Origin of the sequence: Micromonospora cremea (genome assembly GCF_900143515.1) — a bacterium.
In the GTDB taxonomy this organism is placed as follows: domain Bacteria; phylum Actinomycetota; class Actinomycetes; order Mycobacteriales; family Micromonosporaceae; genus Micromonospora; species Micromonospora cremea.
The window spans coordinates 389,878-414,791 of record NZ_FSQT01000002.1 but is presented as its reverse complement, the minus strand read 5'-3'; the positions used below and the strand labels follow the sequence as shown (position 1 = coordinate 414,791).

The 24,914-nt window shown below is 73.6% G+C and carries 22 protein-coding genes; 9 read left to right on the top strand and 13 right to left on the bottom strand.

The genetic code is table 11. From position 1 onward, the window contains the following. Nucleotides 1-28: 28 nt before the first annotated feature. Nucleotides 29-1,855: a serine/threonine-protein kinase gene (locus tag BUS84_RS15210; RefSeq protein WP_084757483.1), complete on the bottom strand. Its 1,827-nt coding sequence runs from the start codon at nucleotides 1,853-1,855 to the stop codon at nucleotides 29-31. Nucleotides 1,856-1,998: 143 nt separating this feature from the next. On the opposite strand from BUS84_RS15210, the gene BUS84_RS15205 reads away from it, so the two are divergent. Together BUS84_RS15205 and BUS84_RS15200 are read left to right on the top strand one after the other, a co-directional pair. After that, on the top strand, nucleotides 1,999-2,199 hold the full coding sequence (locus BUS84_RS15205) for a hypothetical protein (RefSeq protein WP_030337978.1): 201 nt from the start codon (nucleotides 1,999-2,001) through the stop codon (nucleotides 2,197-2,199). Further along, a complete protein-coding gene (locus tag BUS84_RS15200; protein ID WP_074313203.1) occupies nucleotides 2,199-2,996 on the top strand; it encodes a site-2 protease family protein in 798 nt (265 codons plus the stop codon). Before BUS84_RS15205 ends, BUS84_RS15200 begins: the two co-directional genes overlap by 1 nt. A 184-nt stretch (nucleotides 2,997-3,180) precedes the next feature. Here the strand turns inward: BUS84_RS15200 and BUS84_RS15195 are convergent, their stop codons facing one another. From BUS84_RS15195 to nadA, 6 genes are all read right to left on the bottom strand, one after another. Beyond that, complete coding sequence (locus BUS84_RS15195) at nucleotides 3,181-4,179, bottom strand: aldo/keto reductase family protein (RefSeq protein ID WP_074313201.1); 999 nt, start codon at nucleotides 4,177-4,179, stop codon at nucleotides 3,181-3,183. Between the two features lie 44 nt (nucleotides 4,180-4,223). Beyond that, the gene (locus BUS84_RS40675; RefSeq protein WP_280175133.1) at nucleotides 4,224-9,266 is read right to left on the bottom strand and encodes a WG repeat-containing protein; all 5,043 of its coding nucleotides are present in this window, start codon (nucleotides 9,264-9,266) and stop codon (nucleotides 4,224-4,226) included. Between the two features lie 382 nt (nucleotides 9,267-9,648). After that, the gene (locus BUS84_RS15185) at nucleotides 9,649-10,209 is read right to left on the bottom strand and encodes a helix-turn-helix domain-containing protein (protein WP_074313199.1); all 561 of its coding nucleotides are present in this window, start codon (nucleotides 10,207-10,209) and stop codon (nucleotides 9,649-9,651) included. 172 nt (nucleotides 10,210-10,381) lie between these two features. Next, entirely contained in the window at nucleotides 10,382-10,975 is a 594-nt protein-coding gene (locus tag BUS84_RS15180) for a DUF3043 domain-containing protein (RefSeq protein WP_074313197.1), read from the bottom strand. Nucleotides 10,976-11,049: 74 nt separating this feature from the next. After that, a complete protein-coding gene (gene murA / locus BUS84_RS15175; protein WP_074313195.1) occupies nucleotides 11,050-12,405 on the bottom strand; it encodes a UDP-N-acetylglucosamine 1-carboxyvinyltransferase in 1,356 nt (451 codons plus the stop codon). 212 nt (nucleotides 12,406-12,617) lie between these two features. Continuing rightward, nucleotides 12,618-13,817, bottom strand: coding sequence for a quinolinate synthase NadA (nadA, locus tag BUS84_RS15170; protein ID WP_074318815.1), 1,200 nt, complete (start codon nucleotides 13,815-13,817; stop codon nucleotides 12,618-12,620). 68 nt (nucleotides 13,818-13,885) lie between these two features. Here nadA and BUS84_RS15165 point away from each other — a divergent pair, with 68 nt between their 5' ends. The 3 genes from BUS84_RS15165 (at nucleotide 13,886) to BUS84_RS15155 (ending at nucleotide 16,753) form a co-directional block, all read left to right on the top strand. Continuing rightward, a complete protein-coding gene (locus BUS84_RS15165) occupies nucleotides 13,886-15,028 on the top strand; it encodes a glycerate kinase family protein (protein ID WP_074318816.1) in 1,143 nt (380 codons plus the stop codon). A 181-nt stretch (nucleotides 15,029-15,209) separates the two neighbouring features. After that, complete coding sequence (gene erpA, locus BUS84_RS15160; RefSeq protein ID WP_074313193.1) at nucleotides 15,210-15,578, top strand: iron-sulfur cluster insertion protein ErpA; 369 nt, start codon at nucleotides 15,210-15,212, stop codon at nucleotides 15,576-15,578. Nucleotides 15,579-15,775: 197 nt separating this feature from the next. Continuing rightward, a complete protein-coding gene (locus BUS84_RS15155; RefSeq protein WP_074313191.1) occupies nucleotides 15,776-16,753 on the top strand; it encodes a carbohydrate kinase family protein in 978 nt (325 codons plus the stop codon). Between the two features lie 119 nt (nucleotides 16,754-16,872). Here the strand turns inward: BUS84_RS15155 and BUS84_RS15150 are convergent, their stop codons facing one another. Together BUS84_RS15150 and BUS84_RS15145 are read right to left on the bottom strand one after the other, a co-directional pair. Further along, nucleotides 16,873-17,106, bottom strand: a complete 234-nt coding sequence (locus BUS84_RS15150) for a sulfurtransferase TusA family protein (RefSeq protein ID WP_074313189.1) — start codon at nucleotides 17,104-17,106, stop codon at nucleotides 16,873-16,875. Continuing rightward, complete coding sequence (locus BUS84_RS15145) at nucleotides 17,103-18,254, bottom strand: cysteine desulfurase family protein (RefSeq protein WP_074313187.1); 1,152 nt, start codon at nucleotides 18,252-18,254, stop codon at nucleotides 17,103-17,105. Before BUS84_RS15145 ends, BUS84_RS15150 begins: the two co-directional genes overlap by 4 nt. A gap of 230 nt (nucleotides 18,255-18,484) precedes the next feature. On the opposite strand from BUS84_RS15145, the gene ctaC reads away from it, so the two are divergent. Beyond that, entirely contained in the window at nucleotides 18,485-19,456 is a 972-nt protein-coding gene (ctaC, locus tag BUS84_RS15140; protein WP_074313185.1) for an aa3-type cytochrome oxidase subunit II, read from the top strand. Nucleotides 19,457-19,465: 9 nt separating this feature from the next. Then, nucleotides 19,466-19,894: a cytochrome c oxidase subunit 4 gene (locus BUS84_RS15135; RefSeq protein WP_074313183.1), complete on the top strand. Its 429-nt coding sequence runs from the start codon at nucleotides 19,466-19,468 to the stop codon at nucleotides 19,892-19,894. Nucleotides 19,895-20,150: 256 nt separating this feature from the next. On the opposite strand, the gene BUS84_RS15130 is transcribed toward BUS84_RS15135, so the two are convergent. The 4 genes from BUS84_RS15130 to BUS84_RS15115 form a co-directional block, all read right to left on the bottom strand. Next, a complete protein-coding gene (locus tag BUS84_RS15130; protein WP_074313181.1) occupies nucleotides 20,151-20,354 on the bottom strand; it encodes a hypothetical protein in 204 nt (67 codons plus the stop codon). Nucleotides 20,355-20,667: 313 nt separating this feature from the next. Next, a complete protein-coding gene (gene trpD, locus BUS84_RS15125; protein WP_074313179.1) occupies nucleotides 20,668-21,714 on the bottom strand; it encodes an anthranilate phosphoribosyltransferase in 1,047 nt (348 codons plus the stop codon). A gap of 87 nt (nucleotides 21,715-21,801) precedes the next feature. Continuing rightward, a complete protein-coding gene (locus BUS84_RS15120; protein WP_074313177.1) occupies nucleotides 21,802-22,197 on the bottom strand; it encodes a response regulator in 396 nt (131 codons plus the stop codon). Nucleotides 22,198-22,303: 106 nt separating this feature from the next. After that, the gene (locus tag BUS84_RS15115) at nucleotides 22,304-23,290 is read right to left on the bottom strand and encodes a cytochrome c oxidase assembly protein (RefSeq protein WP_074313175.1); all 987 of its coding nucleotides are present in this window, start codon (nucleotides 23,288-23,290) and stop codon (nucleotides 22,304-22,306) included. A gap of 108 nt (nucleotides 23,291-23,398) precedes the next feature. Here BUS84_RS15115 and ctaE point away from each other — a divergent pair, with 108 nt between their 5' ends. Continuing rightward, the gene (gene ctaE / locus BUS84_RS15110; RefSeq protein ID WP_074313173.1) at nucleotides 23,399-23,998 is read left to right on the top strand and encodes an aa3-type cytochrome oxidase subunit III; all 600 of its coding nucleotides are present in this window, start codon (nucleotides 23,399-23,401) and stop codon (nucleotides 23,996-23,998) included. Nucleotides 23,999-24,071: 73 nt separating this feature from the next. Beyond that, entirely contained in the window at nucleotides 24,072-24,908 is an 837-nt protein-coding gene (qcrC, locus tag BUS84_RS15105; protein WP_074313171.1) for a cytochrome bc1 complex diheme cytochrome c subunit, read from the top strand. Nucleotides 24,909-24,914: the final 6 nt, after the last annotated feature.

Below are 24,914 nucleotides of genomic sequence, written 5' to 3'. Positions count from 1 at the left end.
GCCTGCCGGCCCGGCGGTCGCGGTCTGGTCAGTCGCAGTGCTCGAATCCGCTGCCGTAGCTGACCCCGCCCGTGGCGCCACCCCATTTCACGCACGTCGCGGCGGCGCCGGCCCGCACCGGCCCGGCGTAGTAGTCGAAGGACCCGCTGTCGGTGCTGCGGGCCCGCCCCTGCACCTCCAGGTACGCCGACGCCGCCGACTTCGTGCCGACCGCGGTGTCCTTGAGCGTGACCACGCAGTTGTTGCCGGTGCCCGAGTGGTACAGCAGGTAGACCCGGCCCCGCCGGCGACCGTCGCCGCCGGTCAGCGTCGCCGAGTCGACCACCTGGTAGCCACTGCCGCACACCTGAGTCGCCGTGTACGGGTTGGGCCGCCCCGCCGGGCTGCCGCTGGACGTCGGCTTGCCGGTGGCGGCCGCGGTCGGCGTGCTGCCCGGCGCGGTGGTGCGTGGAACCGGGGCGCCGCTGGTCGGCGCTCCGGGCTGGCCGGCGGCCTCGGTCGGACCGCCGGCCTCGGTCGGGCCGGCGGCGCCGGTCCGGCTGGCGCCCGGCGTACCGCTGGGTCGGGGCCCCGGGGTGGCCGCGTCCCCGGTCGGCAGCGGGACGTCCGGCGCCGAGGCCGACCCGCCGGCGAGGGCCGGCGGCTGATCGGATCCACCAGGCCGCGCGTCCGGCTGCAGCGCCGCGACGGCCACGGCGACCAGCGCCACGAGGACGACCGCGGCGGCCCCGATGAGCACCCCCCGCCGCCGCCCGGACGGGGCTCTGCGGAGCGGGTCCTCCCGGGTCGGCCCGGTCGCCGGTCCGGCCTCGAAGCCCGCCGGGGAACGCAGGGCCGATGGCGGTGGCGCCGGCGCGGCCGGCGGTGCGGGGGTTGGAATGGGCCGCGCGACAGCCGGGGCCGGCGGGGCGGGGCTCGGTACGGGCCGCGCGACGGCCGGCGCGGCCGGGGCGGGGCTCGGTACGGGCGGGGTGGGGGCGGCCACCGCCCACGGCGGGCGATCGGCCGGCGGAATTCTCGCCAGGGTCGCGTCGCGGGCGTCGGCGGCGGCGCCGGCCAGCTCGGCGGCGCTGGCGAACCGGTCCGCCGGCCGCTTGGCCAGCGCCCGCGCGACGACCGCCACCACCGCCGGTGGGGTGTCCGACGGCAGCGGCGCCGGCTCGTCCTGGGCGTGCCGCAGCGCCACCGCGAGCGGGTTGTCACCGTCGAACGGCGGCTGCCCGGCGAGGCAGAAGTACGCCACCGCGCCCAGCGCGTAGACGTCGGTCGCCGGGGAGACCGGCTGCCCGGTGGCCTGCTCCGGGGACATGTACGAGGCGGTGCCGAGCACCATGTTCGCTGCGGTGAGCCCGGCCATGCTGCGGGACCGGGCGATGCCGAAGTCGACCAGCACCACCCTGCCGTCCGCCTTGACCAGCAGGTTGCCCGGCTTCACGTCCCGGTGCACGATGCCGGCGAGGTGGGCGGTGTGCAGCGCGTCCGCGGCCTGCGCCAGCACCGACATGGTGGTGGCCGGGTCCAGCCGACCCGCCACGCGCACCCGGGCGGACAACGGCTCGCCCTCGACGTACTCCATCACCAGGTAGTCGACCCGGCTGCCGTCGGCGAGCGTGGCCTGCCCGACGTCGTGCACCGCCACCACGCCGGGGTGCCGCAGCGCCGCCAGCATCTGCGCCTCGGCCCGGAACCGGGCGGTGAACTCCGGGTCGGCGACCAGCGACGGCAGCAGCACCTTCACGGCCACCTCGCGTTCCAGCAGCACGTCGGTGCCGCGCCAGACCGCGCCCATCCCACCTGTCGCCACCCGCTCGCCCAGCCGGTACCGGTCGCCGAGCAGCACTCCCCGTGTCAGCACCGGGCCACCGTACCGGCCGCCGCCGATGGGTTGATCAGCCCGTGGGTCGCGGGCGGGGCGAGCGAGCGGCCGTTCCGGGTCGGGCCGACTACGCTGGCGAGGGTTCGTCCCACGGGGACTTCAGCGGCGAGGGGAGACGCGGCATGGCGTGGAGCTGGCGGTACGAGGGCACGGACGGCCAGACGGTCGAGGGACCGGCGGAGTCGTTCGGCAGCCAGGCCGACGCCGAATCCTGGATCGGTCAGACCTGGCGGGAGCTCGCGGCGTCCGGCGTCACCTCGGTCGCGCTCGTGGAGGACGACCGCGTGGAGTACCGGATGAGCCTGCTACCCACGGCCGAGTGATGGGCTACGACCGGCCGGGCGGCGAGCGGCTGGTGCTCGGCGTGCCCAGGGCGGCGTTCCGGCCCAGCCCGGTCTTCCTCGGCCTGGTCGCCCTCTTCGCGGTCAGCGGGGTGCTGGCCTGGAACGGGTACGGCAGCGTCCGGTTCGACGTGTTCCTCTTCGTGGTCTCCGGGTGGCTGGTCTCGCTCTGCCTGCACGAGTACGCGCACGCGGTGGTGGCCTTCCGGGCCGGCGACCGGGACATCGCCCACCGCGGCTACCTGACGCTCAACCCGTTGAAGTACACCCACCCGCTGCTGTCGATCGTGCTGCCGGTGGTGGTGGTGCTGCTGGGCGGCATCGGCCTGCCCGGCGGCGCCGTGTGGGTGGACCGGCACGCCATCCCGGGCCGGTTGCGGCACACCCTGGTCAGCCTCGCCGGCCCGGCCACCAACGTGCTGTTCACGCTGGTGCTGGTGGCGGCGTTGCGGATCGGCATCCAGGCGGGCGGCCCGGTGGAGTTCTGGGCCGGAGTCGCGCTGCTGGCCTTCCTTCAGCTCACCGCGAGCGTGCTGAACCTGCTACCGGTCCCCGGCCTCGACGGCGGCAACATGATCCAGCCGTGGCTCAACCCGCAGTGGCGCCGAATGTACGACCTGTTCGCCCCGTACGGCTTCCTGCTGCTCTTCGCGCTGCTGTGGAACCCGCGCATCGGCGGCTGGTTCTTCGACGTCGTCTTCGCGATCGGGGACCTGCTCGGCCTGCCCTCGTGGCTCTACGCCGCCGGCCTAGACCTGATCCGCTTCTGGCAGTCCTAACCCCCGCCCCGCCCTCGTCCCCCGCCCGCCCCCGCCCCCCGCCCCCCGCGCCCCGCCCCTGACCCCCGCCGATCTAGGGCTTATCGCTGCTTGTTGATCTCCATCGGCAGCGAAATGCCCTAGATTGGCGAGGCCGGGGTCGGCGGGGTCGGGGCCGGCAGGGTCGGGGACCGGGGGGTGAGCGTTACGGGCGCTGTGCGGGGGACTCGGTCTTGGCCGGGTCCCGCTCGGTGACCGGCTCGACGATCTCGTCGATCGCCTTGAGCAGCTCGGCGTCGAGCTTCACCCCGGCCGCCTTGACGTTGTCGTGCACCTGCTCGGGACGGGACGCGCCGATGATCGCGGACGACACGTTCGGGTTCTGCAACACCCAGGCCACCGCGAGCTGGGCCATGCTCAGCCCGGCCTGCTCGGCCAGCGGCTTGAGCTGCTGAACCCGGGTCAGCACCTCGTCGGTCATGAACCGGGAGATGAAGCCCGCACCGGACTTCTCGTCGGTGGCGCGGGAACCGGCCGGCGGCGGCTGCCCCGGCAGGTACTTGCCGGAGAGCACACCCTGCGCCATCGGCGACCAGACGATCTGGCCGATGCCCAGCTCCTCGCTGGCCGGCACGACCTCGGTCTCGATGACCCGCCAGAGCATCGAGTACTGCGGCTGGTTGGAGACCAGCGGAATGTGCAGCTCCCGGGCGAGCGGGTGGGCGGCCCGCAGCTGCGCCGCGGTCCACTCGGAGACGCCGATGTAGTGCGCCTTGCCGGAGTGCACGACGTCGGCGAACGCCTCCATCGTCTCCTCGAGCGGCGTGCTGTGGTCGTACCGGTGGGCCTGGTAGAGGTCCACGTAATCGGTGCGCAACCGGCGCAGCGAGCCGTTGATCGACTCCATGATGTGCTTGCGGGACAGGCCGCGGTCGTTGCGGCCGGGACCGGTCGGCCAGTAGACCTTGGTGAAGATCTCCAGGCCCTCGCGGCGCTCGTTCTGCAGCGCCCGACCGAGCACGTCCTCGGCCCGGGTGCCGGCGTACACGTCGGCGGTGTCGAAGGTGGTGATCCCCGCGTCGAGGGCGGCCCGGACGCAGGCGAACGCGGCGTCCTCCTCGACCTGCGAACCGTGGGTGATCCAGTTGCCGTACGAGATCTCGCTGACCAACAGGCCGGAACGGCCCAGGTGTCGGAATTCCATGACCCGACCCTAGCCCTGGCGATTCGGGGTTGCCGAACCGCCGGTCAGAGCACCGGGTTGGCGTCGATGAGTAGCCGGTCGATCTCCGCCAGCACCGCGGCCCGGTCGCGGTGCACGGCATCGATGAGCGGCTCGCCGCGCCGGTCCAGGGCACCCCAGCGTCCGGTGCCGCTGCCGATCAGGAACGCCACCGGGTGGATGACCAGCATCGGGTGCGCTGGCGGCACCAGCACCGTGCCGCCGCGGTCCACCACGCCACGCCGGCCGCCCACGTCGACCACGGCGAGGCCCTCGTCGGTGAACCCGTCGACCTGCTGGCCGTCGGCCAGTTCGGTGGCGAAGCCGTGGTAGCGGGTAGGCAGCACGATCCGACCGGTCCGGTCGACCGCCCCCCAACCCTCGCGCCTGACCGCGGCCACCCCGCGGCGGAACGGGCGCATCTCGGCGAAGTTGGGCCGGACCTGCACCTCGCCGGTCGCGTCGATCGCCGCCCAGCCGCCGTCCGTGACCACCCAGGCCAGGCCGTCGCTGAACGGGCGCGCCGCGCGGTACGACGGCGGGATCACCGTCGTACCGAGCAGGTTGATCAGCGACCACCGGTCGGTGTCCGGCCGGCGGACCCAGGCCAATCCGTCGTGGAACGGCTGCGCCTCGGCGTAGCGGGCGGGGATGACCAGGTCACCCTTCGGATCGGTGTACCCCCACAGCGGTCCGTCCCGGCCCGGCATCGGGGGTCGGTCGCGGTCGAGCACCTCGTCCCGACCCCGGGGGTACGGCCCGAAGCCGTCAGCCGCGGCCCGGGTGGCGACCGCGTCGAGGGCCACCCGGATCCGGTCCAGGAGTTCGGCGTCGCCGGCGCCGCGCAGGTCGAGGGCCTGCTCGAAGTGGTGGCAGGCTTCCATCAGCCGGCCCTGGTCATAGCAGGACCGCCCGGCGTGCTCATGTAGGGCGGCCCGCAGCCGGTCGGGCAGTTCGACCGAGTTCGCTTTGGCGAAGAGTTGGTCGGCCTCGGCGAAGTCGCCGCGCCAGCGCAGCACGTGGGCCAGCCGTGCCTGGGCCAGCGCCGTCCGGCGCAGCTCGCCGGTGGCCTCGGCGTAGGTGAGGGCGAGCCGGCCGTCGGCCAGCGCGTCGTCCAGTTCGCCCAGGATCCGGGAGGCCACCGCCCGCAGGCTGAGCAGGCGGGCCCGAGCCCGGTTGTCGGCGGCAGAGCCCAACTTCTCGGTCAGCCGCCGCCGGATCGCCCGCATCTCGTCCGGTTCGGTCAGGTCCTCGCGCAGGGTGACCGGGTCCAGCCGCCACCGGTACGCCGCAAGAACCTGCTCCGGGTCGCCCTGCTCGGCCAGCGGCCGGCGGGTCGCCGGCGGCGCCGCGCCGGGTGGCGCGGACACCGGCACGCTTGCCTCCGGTGAGCCGCTCCACGGCCCGGGAACGGCTGCGGCCGGCGGCGCGGAGACCGGCGGCGCGGAGATCGGCGGTGCGGAGACGGGTGGCGCGGAGACGGGCGCCACCGAGACTGGCGGCGCGGAGACCGGTGGCGCGGAGACTGGCGGCGCGGAGACGGGCGCCACCGGGACTGGCGGCGCGGAGACCGGTGCCGCGGAGACCGGTGGCGCGGTGGTCGGTGGCGCGGACACGGGCGCCGTGAAGACGGGCGGCGCGGACACGGGCGCCGTGGAGGTCGGTGGCGCGGACACCGGTGCTGCGGGCGGGGCTGACACGGGCGCGGCCGAGACGGTCGCAGCCGAGTCCGGCCGTGTGGGCTCCGCCGGGACGGGCTCTTCCGGGTCGTGGTCGGACGGCGCAGACCGGGCCGACAACGCACCGGCGGCGGACACGTCGTCGGTCTGCGAGCCGGCCATCGGTTCGCCGGGGCTCCGACCGGCCGGCGCGTCCGCCGGCGGCGCGTCCGGCGCCGAGCGCGCGTCGTCCACCGGGTCGCGCTCGGACGGGTCACTGTCTCCTGCGGGCGGTGCGGAGAACGGCCGGTCCAGCGGTGCCGGTACCGGCTGGTAAGCGCCGATGTATGCGGGTGGTGCCGATGTCGGCCGGTCCAGCGGCTCCGGCTCGGCGACGCCCTCGTCCGTCCAGTCGTCGGGTTCGTCGTAGGCCGGCGCGTCAGGGGATCCGGAGACGTCGGGGTCGGTCTCGGCGGGCGCCGGATCGGTGCGCTGGTGCGGTGTTCCGCCGGTCTCCGGCGCGACGGAGACCGGCGGGTGGGCCTGCGCCGGTGCCGGCTCGACGAGGGGCTGTGCCTCGTCGAGCAGATCGTCCGCCCACCTGCGGGAGGCACCGGACGCCGGATAGGCCGGCGGTGCGGAGACCGGATAGGCCGGCGGTGCGGACACCGGATAGGCCGGCGGTGCGGACACCGGATAGGCCGGCGGTGCGGACACCGGATAGGCCGGCGGTGCGGACACCGGATAAGCCGGCGGTGCGGACACCGGATAAGCCGGCGGTGCGGACACGGGTCCGAGGGCGTCAATCGATGTCGACCCGACTGCGGGGTCAGGATCGGTGACCAGGTCGTCGGCCCAGGGGTCGCGATCGCCGGAGACCGGTTCGGCTGGCGGTGCGGAGACCGGTTCGGCCGGTGGTGCCGAGATCGGTCGCGCGGGCGGTGCGGAGACCGGCCGGACCTGGGGTGCCGGTGCCACGCCGCCCGGCTCGACCGTGGAGTCCGGGTGCGGGTCGGTCGTCCAGCCGTCGGCGGCCGACTCGGCAGCGGGCGTCAACGGGTCGGACTCCGCTCCGGTGGGCGCGGAGGAGCCGGCCGGGCCACCGGCCGCCGACCGGTCGTCGGTCGCCTCGGCTGGCCGGCGGTCCGTCTCCGGTTCGTCCTGGTCGGACTCCGGCTCCTGGGCGGGGCTGAACCAGGCGGCCGGCCCCCGGGTGACCGGAGCCTCGACCGGCTCCGGGGCGGGCGCCACCGGCGGCTCCGACGGCGGCGGGGGGACGTAGCGGCGCGGCATGCCGGGTGCCAGCGGGAGCGCCGGCTCGGCGTCCGCCGTGGGTGTCGCGGCCGTGGCTGTCGGGGTCGTGGGTGTTGGAGCCGTGGCTGTCGGGACCGGGGGATCCGAGGCCTGCCAGGCGGGCGGCGGCGCGAGCGGCGGTCGCGCGTCCGCTGTCGGGGCAGGCTGCTCCGACGGTGTCGGATCGGCCGGCGTCCGGGGTGCGGGTGACACCGGCGGGTCCGGGTGCTCGTCGGCCAGCGGCGGGTCCACCGGCGCGGGCAGGAACTCCAGCCGGAGCCGGGCAGCCGGTGGACCCGAGACGGGTACGTCCGCCGCCGGGGAGACCGGGGCCGCCGACACCGGCCGGTTCTGATCCGGGCGGCGCGGCGGGACGTGGTCGGCCGGTCGGCGCTCGTGGTCCGCTGGCGCGGGGGAGGCCGGGGCGGCCGAGATCGGCCGGTCCCGGCCGGGCGCGGCGGGGGAGACGGATGCCGGTGGCACCGGTCGCTCCGGGGAGACGGGCGGGACCGGGGCTGGGCGGCCGGCGTCCGGCCCGGCCGGGGAGACGGGTGTCGGCGGGACCGGGGTCGCCCGGCCGGAGGTGGCCGGTGCCGGCGGAGCCGCCGCGGCGGGACGCGCCGGTCGTTCGTCGTACCGGGACGGCGCGACGGGCGGCCTCTCGGGCCGGGTGGCCGGCCGCGACGGGACGCCCGGCTCGGAGACGGTGCGGTGCGGGTCGGCGGTGCGGTGCGCATCGCCCTGGTGGCCCGGCTCCGTGCGGTGCGGACGCACCGGACCCGGCGGTGGCCAGGGCAGGGTGCCGTCCGGGCGGTGGTCGGGCTGCGGCCGCTCCTCGCGGTACGTCTCCGGCTGGGTCTCCTCGCGGGGGCGCCGGTCGCGGTACGTCTCCTCGCGGTACGTCTCCGGCCGGGTCTCCTCGCGGGGGCGCCGGTCCGGGTACGCCTCGGCGCGGGCCGCCGCCTCGCGGGGCTGCTGCCTGTGCGGGTCGGCTGGCCGGCGCCGCTCGTCATCCCGGCGCGGCTGTCCCGGCAGCTCCGGTTCGGGCCGGTGCCGTCGTCCACCGTCCGGTGTCTGCGGTGCGCCGACTGCCTCGTCCAGGCGGTACCGCCGCTCCGGAGGCGCACCGGCGTCCGCACGGGCCCGCGCCGCCGGGCGCGCGTCGTCGACGAACCTTTCAGGGTGGCGGCCGTCGTCGGCGGCCCGCTCAGCGCGCCGTGCGTCGGCCGTCCGGTCTGGACGGCGGGTGTCGTCGGCGGCGCGATCGGGGTACCCGTCGGCGGGGTACCGCGAGCGGCCCTCCACGGGGGCCCACTGGCCGGCCCCGCCGGCGGCCCAGCCGTCGGCCGGGCGGCCCTCGTGGCCCCGGCTGGGCCGGGCAGGGTACCCGTCACCGGGGTGCCGGTCGTATCCGGCGGCCGGGCGCTCCTGCGTGCCACGCCGGCGCGGCGGCTCGTCCGGCTCCGGCACCCAGCCGGGCTCGGCCCGGGGCGCGGGGGACACCGGTGGCGCGGTCGGGTACCCCCGCTCCCGGTCGGCCGGATCGTGCCGGAGTCGGCGGCCGTCGTGCCGCTCGGCGGGCTGGTCCCGGTGCCAGGCAGCCTCCCGGGCCGGTGCCCGGTCGTCGTTCGGGCGCCGGTCGGACCAGGCGGTCCGCCGGTCTGATTCGGGGGAACGGCGGTCGTCCCGCCGGGTCGGCTCGGGCAGCGGTCGGCGGTACGGCTCATGGTCGTAGTGGCGGGATTCGGCACCGTCCGGCCGGCCGTAGGCGGACGCCTCGACGGGGCGTTCGCCGCCCCGTGACCCGCCGTGGGTCGGCGTTCCGGGCGGCTCCTCGTCGGCCCAGGACCGGCCGTACGGAGCCGTCTCGGCCGGCTCCTCGTCTGCCCAGGACCGGCCGAGGTAGGTGCCGTCCGGGCGGGTGGGCGCGAGCGGAGGCACCTCGGCGCGGCCGGCGACGGCCGCCCGGCCGCGCGGCGGCGGAGGCGGCTGGTGGGACATGCCGATGTCGCCGGGATAGCGCTGGCCGGGGAACTGAGGATGCCACTCGGTGGTTGGTTCGACCACCCAGGACGGTTCGTTCGGGTCCCGCCACCGGTCGGTGTAGCGGCCGTTCATCCGTCGAGCCCGTCGCCATACCCGGCCAGGTGGCCGATCGGTGCAAGAGGAGGGCGGTCCGCGTTCGCGCCCCGGTGGCCGCCGGGCGTCCGGTCGCCGCCTGCCACGCTCCGGTGGCCGGCTCGCGTCCGCTCGCTCACGGCGTTGTCACCTCGTTGCAGATTGTCGCGCTGGGCCTCGCGTGCCGGTCAGGTCGCCCGTTTCGGCAGGGCGTGGCTGCGGATGGAGGGTAACGGCGTGGGCTCGCTCACCGCCACTGTGGCGCCGCCCACGGGCGCAAACGTTATCCTATGGTTTCGGACAATTGGGTCGATAACCGAAAACCGGTCTCCGACGATACTCCACCGGCCGCCGGCTCGGCTCGCGCGGGATCGGGACCCGGTCAGGGGTGTTCCATGATGAGGACGGCGAGAGTGCCGGGGGCCAGCGCCTCGTAGCGGTGCGGGGCGTCGCCGGGGAACGTCGCGTAGTCGCCGGGGCCCAGCTCGACCGGGCCGGACTCGGGGCCCACCCGCAGCCGTCCGGCGGCGACCACCACGTGCTCGACGCTGCGGGGAGTGTGCCCGTCCGCGGCCCGGATCGCGCCCGGCTCCAGCTCGATCAGGTAGATGTCCCGACGCAGGTGCGCCGGCCCGGCGCTGAGCAGCGTCCCGGCGGCGTCGGCCTGCTCGGAGCGGACCTGGGGCCCGTCCCCGGCGCGGATGACCCGCACGGAGTCGTCGGCGGGCTCCACCAGCCGGCTGAGCGGCACGCCGAGCGCCACGCCGAGCGCCCACAGCGTCTCCACGCTCGGGTTGCCGGTCCCCGACTCCAGCTGGGAGAGGGTGGACTTGGCGACGCCCGCCCGCCGGGCGAGCTCGGTCAGCGAGATGCCGACCCGGTCCCGCTCGCGGCGCAGGGCGGCGGCGATGGTGCCGAGCGGGGCGGCCGGTTCGGGAGACATGCGTTCGCTCCGTTGGATCGACGTTCGGTTCGACGAACACCGGTGTGGTGTTCAGCACGGTGAACCATTCGTACGCTACAACGAACAACCGACGCCCGGATGCTTTATGACCTGCTCGCCCTCGGTGCGGCCATGATCGCGGTGCGCCCGCTCGGCGTGCCGTAAGCCGGGTTCAGACCTTGTCGCCGAGCTTGACCTGCGGAGCCGGGGCGCGCATCCGCCGGAAGGTGATCGACCGCATGATCGCGTACAGGTAGAGCGAGCCCATCCGCTGGTCGGTCTTCGGGAAGCGCTGCCGGACGAGCTTGCTGATCTTGCGACAGATCAACACCGAGTCGACGACCACACCGAGTGCCAGCGCGCCCCAGAGCACGTTGGAGATCAGCCGGACCACCGGCGGCATCGCCGCGTTCGACCCGATCAGCACGATCAGCGCGCCGCCGAAGAACCAGGTGCCGACGGTACGCCGGGAGTCGACCACGTTACGGGCCAGCAGCCGCTCCGGGCCGCGGTCGCGCGGGCCGCCCTCACGGCGGAACTCCGACGCGGCCTCGGCGCGCAACTGGCGGCGGCGCTCCCGCTCCTCCTCCTTCGTGAGGGGGCGGGTGGGGCCGGCCGGGCGGCGGCCGGCGGTCGGCCGCTTGGGCGTCTCCCGACCCTTGGCCGGGGTGTAGCCCCGGGGCCGCTCGGCGGTCTCCTCGGGCGTCACCGAGGAGACGGCCTCGTCGACGAGGTCGGTGGACTTGCGGCGAAAGAGCGACGGCACGCGGCAAGGGTAGCCAACGGTTCGCGCCCGGTGCACATCGCGGTGCACCGGGCGCGAACGAAACGTGTTCGAGGTTACGGACGCTCGGCGTGCGCGCCCAGGTCGGCGAGCTTCGCCTCGAAGTCCTCGTAGCCCCGGTTGATCAGGTCGACGCCGTACACCCGCGAGGTACCCTCGGCCGCGAGCGCCGCGATCAGGTGGCTGAAACCGGCCCGCAGGTCCGGGATGACCAGGTCGGCGGCGTGCAGCTTGCTCGGCCCGGCGATCACCGCCGAGTGCTTGAAGTTGCGCCGGCCGAAGCGGCACGGCGTGCCGCCGAGGCAGTCCCGGTAGACCTGGATGTTGGCGCCCATCGAGTTCAGCGCCTCCGTGTAGCCCAGCCGCTGCTCGTAGACCGTCTCGTGGACGATCGACAGCCCGCGGGCCTGGGTGAGCGCCACGACCAGCGGCTGCTGCCAGTCGGTCATGAAGCCCGGGTGCACGTCGGTCTCCAGCGCCACGGCGTTCAGCTCGCCGCCCGGGTGCCAGAACCGGATGCCACCCTCCTGACCCGGGTCGCCCAGCTTCGGCGGCCGGGCGTCGGTGACCTCGTACTCGCCGCCGACCGAGCGGAAGATGTTCAGGAAGGTCATCATGTCGGCCTGCTGCGCGCCGAGCACCTCGACGTGACCGCGGGTGGCCAGCGCGGCCGCGGCCCAGCTCGCCGCCTCGATCCGGTCCGGGATCGGCCGGTGGGTGTAGCCGTGCAGCTTCGGTACGCCCTGGATCTCGATCACCCGGTCGGTGTGCACCTTGATGATCGCGCCCATCTTCTGCAGGATGCAGATCAGGTCGATGATCTCCGGCTCCACCGCGGCGTTGCGCAGTTCGGTGACACCCTCGGCCATCACCGCGGTCAGCAGCACCTGCTCAGTGGCGCCGACGCTCGGGTACGGCAGGGCGAACTTGGTCCCGTGCAGGCCGTTCGGCGCGGACAGATGCAGGCCCTCGGGCCGCTTGTCGACCGTGGCACCGAACTCGCGCAGCGCCTGAAGGTGGAAGTCGATCGGGCGCGGGCCGATGTGGCAGCCGCCCAGGTCCGGGATGAACGCGTGCCCGAGCCGGTGCAGCAGCGGGCCGCAGAACAGGATCGGGATCCGGCTGGAGCCGGCGTGCACGTTGATCTGGTCGGTGCTGGCGCTCTCCACGTTGGCCGGGTCGAAGACGAGCTCGCCGTCCTCGGTGCCGTCGGTGACCTTGACGCCGTGCAGACCGAGCAGACCCCGGACCACCTCGACGTCGCGGATCTTCGGCACGTCGAACAGCCGGCTGGGGCTGTCGCCGAGCAGCGCGGCGACCATCGCCTTCGAAACCAGGTTCTTCGCGCCGCGCACGCGGATCCGCCCTTCAAGCGGAGTGCCTCCGTGCACGACCAGGACGTCGTCGGTCAACGCAACCTCCAGCGCGTCGGTGCTGCCGTGTTGATGGTGGGGAGCGTGAACTCCTTCGCTACCCCGGATGCGGCCATATCGAAACGGCCCGCTTGCGTCGTCGCTCCGGCAGCATAGCCCTCGGTGACGAGAAAGGACTCGGTCACATCGGCGTGTGTGGCATTAATCGGTGATCCGGCACTTTTGCGTACCAAGGGCGCTACGGATCGTGATCAGGCCGCAGCTGCCGGCGGGGTGTCCGCGCCGGGCAGGGCGAGCATCTGATCCAGCGCGACCCGGGCGTGGTGCGCGGTGTCGACGTCCACCGTGATCTGGTTGACCACCCGGCCGGCGACCAGCTCCTCCAGCGCCCAGACCAGGTGCGGCAGGTCGATCCGGTTCATCGTCGAGCAGTAGCAGACCGCCTTGTCCAGGAACATGACCTGCTTGTCCGGGTGTGCCAGCGCCAGCCGGCGGACCAGGTTCAGCTCGGTGCCGAGCGCCCACGCCGAGCCGGCCGGGGCCGCCTCGATGGTCTTGATGATGTACTCGGTCGAGCCGATGTAGTCGGCGGCCGTGACCACCTCGTGCCGGCACTCCGGGTGGACCAGCACGTTGACCCCGGGCACCCGCTCGCGCACGTCGTTGACGCTCTCCAGGGTGAACCGGCCGTGCACCGAGCAGTGCCCGCGCCAGAGGATCATCTTGGCGTCCCGCAGCTGCTCGGGGGTGAGCCCGCCGCCGGGCTTGTGCGGGTCGTAGAGCACGCAGTCGTCCAGGGACAGGCCCATCTCCAGCACCGCCGTGTTGCGGCCCAGGTGCTGGTCGGGCAGGAAGAGCACCTTCGACCCCTGCTCGAACGCCCAGTCCAGGGCGCGCTTGGCGTTGGAAGAGGTGCAGACCACGCCACCGTTGCGGCCGACGAAGCCCTTGATGTCGGCCGAGGAGTTCATGTACGTCACCGGCACGGTCTCGCCGGCGATGCCCAACTCGGTCAGCGTGTCCCAGGCCGCCTCGACCTGGCCCAGCACGGCCATGTCCGCCATCGAGCACCCGGCCGCCAGGTCGGGCAGGATCACCCGCTGGGTGTCCGTGGTGAGGATGTCGGCGCTCTCGGCCATGAAGTGCACGCCGCAGAAGAGGATGTACTCCGCGTCCGGGCGGGCCGCGGCCTCGCGGGCCAGCTTGAACGAGTCGCCGGTCACGTCCGCGAACTGGATCACCTCGTCGCGCTGGTAGTGGTGCCCCAGCACGAACACCTTGCTGCCCAGCTTCGCCTTAGCCGCCGCGGCGCGGGCCACCAGATCCGGATCGCTGGGCGCCGGAAGGTCGCCCGGACACTCGACGCCGCGCTCGGTGTCGGGGTCGCTGCCCCGGCCGAGCAGCAGCAGAGCCGTCGCCGTGTTGGAGGGTTCCACCCAGGTCGAAGTCACGTGACCCATGGTCCCACAGCACGAGCGTGGCGCAGCTTCTGTCGGTGTGGGCTGCCACACTGCTGGGCATGCGTGTGCTGCTCTGCCCGGACAAGTTCGCCGGCACCCTGCCCGCACCGGAGGTGGCCGCCGCGGTGGCCGCCGGTTGGCGCACCGTCGCCGAGGGCGACGACCTGCTGATCCGGCCACTCGCCGACGGTGGGCCGGGTTTCGTGGAGGTGCTCGCCGAGGCCCTCGGCGGCCGGCGGGTGCCGGTGCGGACGGTCGATCCGCTGGGCCGGCCGGCGGCCGGTGAGATCCTGCTCACCACCGACGGCGCGACCGCCTACCTGGAGAGCGCCCAGGCGTGCGGGCTGCACCTGCTCGCCAGCGCCGAACGTGACCCGAAGACCACCACCTCCTACGGGCTGGGCCTGCTGGTGGCCGCCGCGGTGGAGAGCGGGGCCCGGACGGTGGTGATCGGGCTGGGTGGCTCCGGCACCAACGACGCCGGCGCCGGAATGCTGGCCGCGCTGGGCGTGACCCCGCTCGACGCCGCCGGCGCCGCGCTGCCGTACGGCGGGGCGGCGCTGGCCGCGGCCGTCGCGCTGGACGGCGCGCCCCGGCTGCGCGGGGTCCGGCTGGTCGCCGCCACCGACGTGGACAACCCGCTGCTCGGCCTGCACGGCGCGAGCAACGTGTTCGGCCCGCAGAAGGGCGCCGACCGGGCCGACGTGCTGCTGCTCGACGCCGCGCTGGAGCGCTTCACGGCGGTGCTGGAGCGGGATCTGCCCGGTTGCCCGGCGGGGCTCGGCACGCTGCCCGGCGGCGGGGCCGCCGGCGGCATCGGCGCGGCCATCCTCGCCCTGGGTGGCGGCTGCGAGTCGGGCATCGGCCTGGTCACCCGGGCCACCGGGCTGGACGCCGCGCTGGACACCGCCGACCTGGTGATCACCGGTGAGGGGTCCTTCGACCACCAGTCGCTGCGCGGCAAGGTGGTCGCCGGGGTGGCCGGCGCCGCCCGGGACCGGGGGGTGCCCTGCGTGGTGGTGGCCGGCCAGGTGAGCACCGGCCGGCGGGAGGCCGCCGCGGCGGGCGTGACCGACGCGTACAGCCTGGTCGAGCACTTCGGCGGGGAGGAGGGCGGCGGGCTCAGCGCCGCCATGAGCCGGCCGGCGGACGGGCTGCGCGAGCTGGGCGCCCGGCTGGCCCGGCAGTGGAGCCGCCGCTGAGCGCTCGGGCCGGACGGCCGTCCGCGGCCACGACCGGGCCGACCTGCGGCGGGGGTCACGCCACCCGGGTGCGCCCGGCCGCGGCGGCGTACGATCGGAAATGGACCACACCGGGAATCACTGGACGGCGCGCGGCGTTGGCCAGTGCGTCCGGACCCATACCGCGCAGGGAGACTTCCACGTGACCACGCCAGCGCAGACCGAGTCGACCGAGGCCAAGGCCCCTACTTCCGTCGTCCTCACCGACGTCGCGGCGCAGAAGGTCAAGGCTCTGATCGAGCAGGAGGGCCGCGACGACCTGCGGCTCCGCGTCGCGGTGCAGCCGGGTGGCTGCTCCGGCCTGCGGTACCAGCTCTTCTTCGACGAGCGTTCGCTCGACGGTGACGTCGTCACCGATTTCGGTGGTGTCGAGGTCGTCGTCGACCGGATGAGCGCCCCGTACCTTTCCGGTGCGACGATCGACTTCGCTGACCGGATCGACGCTCAGGGCTTCACCATCGACAACCCCAACGCGGGCAACTCCTGCGCCTGTGGCGACTCGTTCAACTGAGCCGCACGCACCACGCACCATCACGACGGGGCCGTCCTGCGGGACGGCCCCGTCGTCGTGCGGGGTGCGGGAGTGGCCCCGAGGCGGCCCTGACCGGCCGGGTTGCCGGCCGGTTGCCGTTGTCCGACCGACCGGACACCGCCGGGTTGCCGGGCCGGTAGTCTGACCGCGCCCTGCTCCCGACCCCGAGGGTTGACATGAAGATCGCCGTGACCGGCTCGATCGCCACCGATCACCTGATGAGCTTTCCCGGTCGCTTCGCCGACCAGCTCATTGCCGATCAGCTGCACAAGGTTTCCCTCTCCTTCCTGGTGGACGACCTGGTGCTCCGCCGGGGCGGGGTGGCGGCGAACATCGCCTTCGGCATGGGCCAGCTCGGGCTGCGCCCGGTGCTGCTCGGCGCGGTGGGCGCCGACTTCGCCGACTACCGCTCGTGGCTCGAGCGGCACGGGGTGGACTGCGACTCGGTGCACATCAGCGAGGTGGCGCACACCGCCCGCTTCGTCTGCACCACCGACACCGACATGTGCCAGATCGCGTCGTTCTACGCCGGCGCGATGAGTGAGGCGCGCAACATCGAGCTCGCCCCGGTCGCCGACCGGCTCGGAGGGCTGGACCTGGTGCTGGTCAGCGCCAACGACCCCGAGGCCATGCTGCGCCACTCCGCCGAGTGCCGCACTCGCGGGTACGCGTTCGCCGCCGACCCCTCCCAGCAGCTCGCCCGCATGCCGGGCGAGGACGTGGTGGCGCTGATCGAGGGCGCCGAGTACCTGATGACCAACGACTACGAGAAGTCGCTGCTGCAGAGCAAGGCCGGGCTGAGCGACGACCAGCTGCTGGAGCTGGTCAAGGTGCGGGTCACCACGCTGGGCAAGCACGGCGTGGAGATCGCCGGGCGCGGCATGGACCCGATCCACGTGCCGATCGCGCGGGAGATCCGGGCGGTCGACCCGACCGGGGTGGGCGACGGCTTCCGGGCCGGGTTCTTCACCGCGCTCTCCTGGGGGCTCGGCCTGGAGCGGGCCGCCCAGGTCGGCTCGCTGCTCGCCACGCTGGTCCTGGAGACCGTCGGCACCCAGGAGTACGACGTCCGCCGCGACCTGTTCGTCAAGCGCCTCGCCGAGTCCTACGGCGACACGGCCGCCGACGAGATCCGCCCGCACCTCCTCCCGTAACCCCTAACCCGTACCCCCGCACCTCCCGCGATCTTGCACCTTGTGACGGCGATCCGCGCTTTATGCGCCTTTCGCCGGGACAGAAACTGCAAGATCGCGGGGTGCGGGGGGACTTCCGGTCAGTGGGCGCGGCGGATGTCGTAGGCGGGGCCTTCCGGGCCCGTTATGGCGGCGACGAACTCCTGGCCGCGCATCCGACACCAGGCGGGGATGTCCACGGCCGCGGCCGGGTCGTCGGCGAGCACCCGGACCACCGCGCCGATCGGCACCTCGGGCATCCGTCGGGCCGCCGCGATCACCGGCAGCGGGCAGCGCTGGCCACGGCAGTCGAGCACCTCGTCCGGCATCGTCACAGCCCCACCACCCCCGCCTCGGCGCGCAGCCCGGCGACGATCCCCGGCAACTCGGCGAGGAACCGCTCGACGTCCGCCTCGGTCGTCTCCCGGTGCAGGCTGACCCGGACGTTGCCGTGTGAGAGCACCCCCATCGCCTCGAGCACGTGCGACGGACGCAGCGTGGACGAGGTGCAGGACGAGCCGGACGACACCGCGAAGCCGCGCCGGTCCAGCGCGTGCAGCAGCGCCTCGCCGTCGACGTACAGGCAGGAGAAAGTGACCAGGTGGGGGAGCCGGAGCACCGGTTCGCCGACCACCTCCACGTCGGGCACCTCCGCCGCCACCCGCGCCCGGATCCGGTCCACCAGCGGCGCCAGCCGGGTCTCCTCGGCCGCCGCGTCGGCCGCCGCGGCGCGCAGGCTCGCCGCCGCCGCCACCACCGCGGGCAGGTTCACCGAGCCGGGGGTACGCCCGCCCTCCCGCTCGTCGGCCGGCCAGGGTGACTCCCAGCGGGTGCCCTTGCGGACCGCCAGCAGCCCCACCCCGGCCGGGCCACCCCACTTGTGCGCGCTGGCGGTGAGCACCGACCAGCCCGCCGGCAGGGGCACCCGACCGACCGACTGCGCGGCGTCGACGTACAGCGGCACCCCGGCGTCGGAGCAGGCGGCGGCCGCCTCGGCGACCGGTTGCACGGTGCCCACCTCGTGACTGGCGGTGATCAGCGCGGCCAGCGCGACCCCCGGGGCCCGGACCGCGTCCGACCAGGCGGTCAGGTCCAGCCGGCCTAGCCGGTCGACCGGTACCGGGTTGGCGACGCCGCCCGCCGCGACGTGCCGCTCCGCGGCGTGCAGCACCGCGGAGTGCTCGATCGCCGAATGCGCCAGCGTCGACCCGACCCGGCGCCGCCCGGCCAGGCCACCGAGCACCGCGCCGTGCGCGGCCGTCGTACCGCTGGAGGTGAAGGACAGTTCGTCGGCGCGGACGCCGAGCGTCTGCGCGGTGGCCTCGCGGGCGGCGTCGAGTAGTTGCCGTGCCCGGCGGGCCTGGGTGTACAGCTTGCCCGGGTCGGCCCAGCCGTCGTCGAGGGCGGCCAGCAGCGCCTGCCGGGCGACCGGATGCATCGGCGCGGCGGTCGCCGCGTCCAGGTATATCGGGGATGCGCTCACGGGCTCGCCTTCTGCTTGCGACTGCGGGGCTCGCAACCCCGGCTCACTCCTCGCGCTCACGGATCCCAACGCTATCGCGGCGGTATGCCCAGGATCCCCCCGATGGGGGCGGACAGTGACCCCACCACGGCCGAGTCCGTCATGGTCGAGTAATCTGCGACCGTCGGTGACGCCTTTGCCGCCGGTGCTGAGGAAAGACGCACCGCGGCGCGCTAGGGAGGCAGGACCAGGTGGTCGCAAGGAGTTCGGAGGTACGGCCGTCGGCCGTACGGCACAGCGCTTCCCGAGGGGTCGGTGGACGCCGGCGGCGTGGTGCTGGTCGGGTGGCCGGGCTCGGTCTCGGTGGCGTGGCGCTGCTGGTCCTGCTCACGGGCTGTGACGTCGGTCAGGCGTTCGACGGCTTCGGCTGGCCGCAGGGGGGCATCTCGGCCGAGTCCCGGCGGATGTACGACCTGTGGATCGCCTCCTGCATCGCCGCCCTCGCGGTCGGCGTCTTCGTGTGGGGTCTGATCTTCTGGTGCGTCATTCGTTACCGCAAGCGTGGCAACGCGCTGCCGGTGCAGACGCGCTACAACCTGCCGATGGAGTTCCTCTACACCATCGCGCCGATCCTGATCGTCTCCGTGCTCTTCTACTACACGGCGATCGTGCAGACCGACGTGGACAAGTTGTCGAAGAACCCCGACGTCACGGTCGAGGTCGTCGCCTTCAAGTGGAACTGGCAGTTCAACTACCGCGACGGGCAGGGCACCGACGCCCGCACCACCGCGTCGACGCTCGGCACCAGCGAGGTCATCCCGGTGCTGGTGCTGCCGACCAACCGGTCGATCCGGTTCGAGGAGACCAGCCGCGACGTCATCCACTCGTTCTGGGTGCCCGAGCTGCTGTTCAAGCGGGACGTCATGCCGGGCAAGATCCGCAACGTGTTCGAGGTCTCCAGCCTGGAGACCGAGGGTGCCTACGTCGGGCGCTGCGCCGAGCTGTGCGGCAGCTACCACGCGTTCATGAACTTCGAGCTGCGGGTGGTCTCGCCGGAGCAGTACGACCAGTTCCTGGCGGCCAAGCAGAGCGGCAAGTCCACCCAGGACGCGCTGACCGCCATCGGTGAGAAGCCGTACGCGGAAACCACGCAGCCGTTCGAGACCCGGCGGACGCGGAGCAACTTCAACCCGGACAGCGCTCCGGCCGGCACGGGAAGCTGAGGCAACGGCATGAAGACCGAATGGCGTATCTTCCTGATCATCGCCGCGTTCCTGTTCGGCGCCACGATCCTCTACGGTGCCTGGACGGCCGGTGCGTCGTCCGGCGGCGTCGAGTGGGTGGGCACCATCGCGCTGCTGCTGTCCTTCCTGCTCTGCACGATGTGCGGCGGCTTCTTCTGGTTCGTCTCGCGCCGTATCGACCTGCGCCCGGAGGACCGGCCGGACGCCGAGATCGCCGACGGCGCCGGTGAGGTCGGCTTCTTCAGCCCCGGCAGCTACTGGCCGTTCGGGCTGGCGTTGGCCGCCGCGATCGCCAGCGTGGGCCTGGCGTTCTGGCAGCTCTGGCTGGTCGGCGCCGGTCTGGTGGCGGTCATCTTCGCCGCCTGCGGGCTGCTCTTCGAGTACTACAGCGGCACCCGGCGCACCGCCGAGCACTGACCCACCCGGTCGCGGTCGCGGCCGGCCCATGGCAGCACGAAGGCCCGTTCCCCAGTGGGGGAGCGGGCCTTCGTCATGCCCGGACCCCTGCCCAGGTGATCGACCCTCACATCGCCGATGTGGGGGTGTCAGTGCGGCGGGATACCGCAACATCGGCGAAACCGAGTTGATCGAGCGGCAGCGTGACCCGAGCGGGCGCGGCGGCGCCGCCAGGTGATGGTGGCGGCGCGGGCCAGGCGGGTGAGGGGTGGCCGGGTCAGGCGGCGTGGCGGGTGGGTTGGCGACGTCGACGGTCGGCCAGGCGGGTGACGGGGCTGGTGAAGGTGGCGATCACCACGGCGGCGCCGCAGCCGGTGCAGATCAGCTCGGGACAGTCGGTGCCGTGGCCGTCGACGCAGGGCGGCACCTCGAACGGCGCCACGCACTCGCAGACGTCGCAGTAGAGCTCGCGGTCTGACACGGGCGTCTCCTCTCACTCCGGGCGGCCCGCCCCCGACGCGACAGCGACGCACAACGGAAGCGGAGAACTACTCGGCTGTAGTTTCCCACGCGGGTCCGACAATTCCCCGCGCACCGCCCGCTCGCGGGCCCCGGGAAGGCTCCGCGCCGGTCCGGCCCAGGTCACCGCATGATCCACTCGGCAGCATTGAACTCGGGCCGTTCCGGTCCACCGGACACTGCGGAAGGATCCCGAGCCGATCACGCCGCGCGCAGGCAGCGCGAGCGAGCGGGCGAGCAGGCGAACGAGCAGGCGAGCGGGCGAGCGGGGCGGGTCAGGCGGTGGTGGCGATCTCGATCCAGCGGTCGAGGGTGTCGGCCGCCGCGCCGGAGTCGATCGACTCGGCGGCGCGGTCCAGGCCGGCGCGCAGCGCCTCGGTCAGATCCCCGTCCAGCGGGCCCTGGGTGGCCAGCGCCGCCGCCGCGTTGACCAGCACCGCGTCCCGGACCGGGCCGGTCTCGCCGGCCAGCAGGCGGCGGGCCACGCCGGCGTTGTACGCGGCGTCACCGCCGCGCAGGTCCGCGAGGGTGGACCGGGGTACCCCCAGGTCCGTCGCGTCCAGCACGGCCTCGCGTACGGTGCCGCCCTGCGCCGCCCAGACCCGGGTCGGCGCGGCGGTGGTGAACTCGTCCAGCCCGTCCTCGCCGCGCATGACCAGCACCGAGTCACCGCGAGCGGCGAACACGCCGGCCATCACCGGAGCCATGCGGGCGTCGAAGCAGCCGACGGCGCCGGCGCGCGGCCGGGCCGGGTTGGTCAGCGGGCCGAGGAAGTTGAAGACGGTGGGCACGCCCAGCTCCCGCCGGATCGGGCCGGTGTGCCGCATGCCGGGGTGGAACCGGGCGGCGAAGCAGAACCCGATGCCGGCCTCGGTGACGCAGCGGACGATCGCGTCCGGGTCGAGGTCGAGCGGGACGCCGAGGAACTCCAGCAGGTCGGCGGTGCCGCAGGAGGAGGACGCGGCCCGGTTGCCGTGCTTGACCACCCGGACGCCGGCGCCGGCCACCACCAGCGCGGCCATGGTGGAGATGTTGACCGTGTGCGCGAGGTCACCGCCGGTGCCCACCACGTCCAGCGCGGTGGAGCGCAGCTCGTCGGGGAGGTCGACCGGGACCGCCCGGCTCAGCATCGTCTCCACCAGCCCCGCCAGCTCGGCCGACGTCTCGCCCTTGGCCCGTAGCGCCACGGCGAAGCCGGCGACCTGCGCGGCGCCCGCCGAGCCGGCCATGATCTCGCCCATCGCCCAGGCGGTGTCGGCGGTGGACAGCTCGTCGCCGCGCAGCAGCGCGTTGAGCAGGTGCGGCCAGGTCCGATCGCCCATGGCGGGCCTCCCGAGCGTGCGAAGTGCGGGTGGGCTGGAACCGGCGCCGACTCATCCGGCGCCGTGGCGGTGCCGGAGCGGGGGACGTCAGGCGGGTGCGTGCGTCCGCAGCAGCTCGGCCACCGTGCTGCCGGTGGTCACCGGGTCGAGCGGGTGCACCAGCGTCGCGTCGACCTCGGCGTACGCGGCGAGCCATCGGTCGGCGGCGCGAGCGATCACCACGCAGGTCGGGGGAGCGTCGTCCCGGTCGTCCTTGATCTGCCGGGCGATGCCGATGCCGCCGCCCGGGCTGGCCTCGCCGTCGAGCAGCAGTAGGTCGATCTCGTAGTCGTCGACCAGCCGGATGCTCTCGGCGTAGGTCGACGCGTCGACGAACTCGATCTGCAGCCCGGGTGCGGGCCGGGTGCCGACGGCCAGCCGCATCCGGTCACGGACCTGCGGGTCGTCGCTGTAGAGCAGGACGGTGCACTGACGATCGCTCATGGCTGGACTGGCTCCCACCTCGTAGCTGCCCGCCGATCGTACCGGTCGACGTGACGTAGTCGACATCCCGCCCGTCGCCGGCGCTCCGGCGTACCGTCGGCGCTGCTCAGGCGGGGGTGCCGGCGGCGCGGTCGCGGGCCTCCTGGCGGTCCAGTTCGCGGTCGACGCGGCGGGCCTCCCGCTCGGACTGCTTGATCCACTGCACCACCAGCACCGCGAGCATGGTCACGCTGACGAACTCGCCGCCAACCCACAGGATGCCGCCGGCGACGACCTGGTCGTCCCAGGGGTCGGACCAGCTCAGGTTGAGCGACGGGTACCAGTCGCCGCCGAAGAGCGTGCTGCTCTGCATGATGGTGAGCCCGAGCACGGTGTGGAACGGCACGGAGAGCAGCATCAGCAGCGCCCGGGCCGGGTACGGCCAGCGGCCCGGCAGCGGGTCGAGGCCGAGCAGTGGCCAGAAGAACACGCAGCCGGTCATGATGAAGTGCGCGTGCACCAGCTCGTGCGCCCAGGCGTGTTCCAGGGTGAAGCGGTACAGGTCACTGAAGTACAGCGCGAACGGGTTGACCACGAAGATGGCGAACGCCACCAGCGGGAAGCTGTAGACCCGGGCGACGCGGCTGTGCACGATCGCCAGCAGGCGCTTGCGCGCCCCGACCGGCAGGGTCCGCAGGGCCAGCGTCATGGGTGCGCCGAGCGCCAGGAAGATCGGCGCCACCATCGACAGCACCATGTGCTGGACCATGTGCACCGACAGCAGCGCGGTGTCGTACGCGTGCAGCCCACTGACCGTGACCAGCGCGATGCCGCCCAGGCCGGGGCCGAGGAAGAACACCGTACGGGAGATGGGCCAGCGGTCGCCGCGAAGGCGCAGCCGGTGCACCCCGTAGAGGTAGAGGCCGGCGGCGAGCACCAGGCCGAGGGCCAGCCAGCTGTCCAGCCGGGTCTCGGTCAGCACCGCGCCGACGGTGAACGGGGGCGGGGTCGCCTCGCCCCCTGCGGCCAGGGCTGGCGGGCCCGCCGGAGTGGCCGCGAGCACCGCGGCCGGGACGGCCGAGGTGGCGGCGAAGATCGAATCGACGTGCAGCACGCTTTTCAGGCTAGGCCAGGCGAACCGGACCCTGACGCTCGGGCCACGGAAGGCGCAGGTTTGCCACCCCGCTGATCGCCGGCCCCGGTCAGGGGCAATAATGACGGCGTGACTGCGGCCCCAGCCATTGACAAGAGCCGGATCCACTCTCTGACCCGACCGAACATGGTCAGCGTCGGGACGATCGTGTGGCTCTCCAGCGAACTCATGTTCTTCGCGGCGTTGTTCGCGATGTACTTCTCGATCCGTGCGGCTGCGCCGGAGCAGTGGGAGAAGCACACCGAGCACCTGAACATTCCGTACGCGACCACCTTCACCGTGATCCTGGTGCTCTCGTCGGTGACGTGCCAGCTCGGCGTCTTCGCGGCGGAGAAGGGTGATGTGCACGCGCTGCGGCGCTGGTTCACCATCACCTTCGTGATGGGCCTGATCTTCGTGCTCGGTCAGGTGAACGAGTACCGCACGCTGGTGCACGAGGGCGTCAAGATCAACGAAGACGGCTACGGCTCGATGTTCTACCTGACCACCGGCTTCCACGGCCTGCACGTGACCGGCGGCCTGATCGCCTTCATCATCTTCATGGTCCGTACCACCATGGGCCGGTTCACCCCGGCGCAGGCGACCTCGGCGATCGTCGTGTCGTACTACTGGCACTTCGTCGACGTCGTGTGGATCGGGCTGTACGCCATGATCTACTGGCTTCAGTGATCTTGGCGCGTCACGAACCGCGCCGCTGCTCCGTCCCCTGAGACAAGGTCCAACCCGGTTAAGGACACAGCTCATGACTTCTGACAACGACCGCCGACGCGGTCTGCTCGCGCGGCTGCGCGAGCGGCCCGCCGCGCGCAGCAGGGGCCGCCGCCGGCTGGGCGCCGCGGTCCGGCTGTTCGCCGCGCTGATGCTCGCCGGCGGCGCCTACACCGTCTTCGCCCCCGGTGCGCAGGCGCAGGACAACCCGCCGCTGACCGGCGCCGCCGCCGAGGGCAAGGCGCTGTTCGACGTGAGCTGTGTCACCTGCCACGGACGCAATGCCCAGGGCGTCGAGGGCCGCGGACCGAGCCTGATCGGCGTCGGCGCGGCCTCGGTCGAGTTCCAGGTCAGCAGCGGCCGCATGCCGCTGGCCCGCCAGGAGGCCCAGGCGCACCGCAAGCCCCCGCTCTTCACCGACGAGCAGACCCGCCAGCTGGCCCAGTACATCCAGGAGCTCGGCGGCGGCCCGATCGTGCCGGAGGGCGACAACCTCCGCGAGGACGGCAACATCGCTTCCGGCGGTGAGCTGTTCCGGATCAACTGCTCGCAGTGCCACGCCTTCGGCGGCGGTGGCGGCGCGCTCTCCTCGGGCAAGTTCGCCCCGAGTCTGCACCCGGCGACCGACCGGCAGATCTACGCGGCGATGCTGAGCGGCCCGCAGAACATGCCGGTGTTCGGTGACAACCAGCTCCGGCCGGAGCAGAAGGCCGACATCATCGCGTACATCCAGGAGACCCTGAAGCACGACCAGGACCCGGGCGGGTTCAACCTCGGCCGGTACGGGCCGTCCACCGAGGGCCTGGCGATCTTCCTGGTTGGCATCGTGGCGCTCGTCTTCGCTAGCCTGTGGATTGCGGGTAAGTCGTGACCGAGC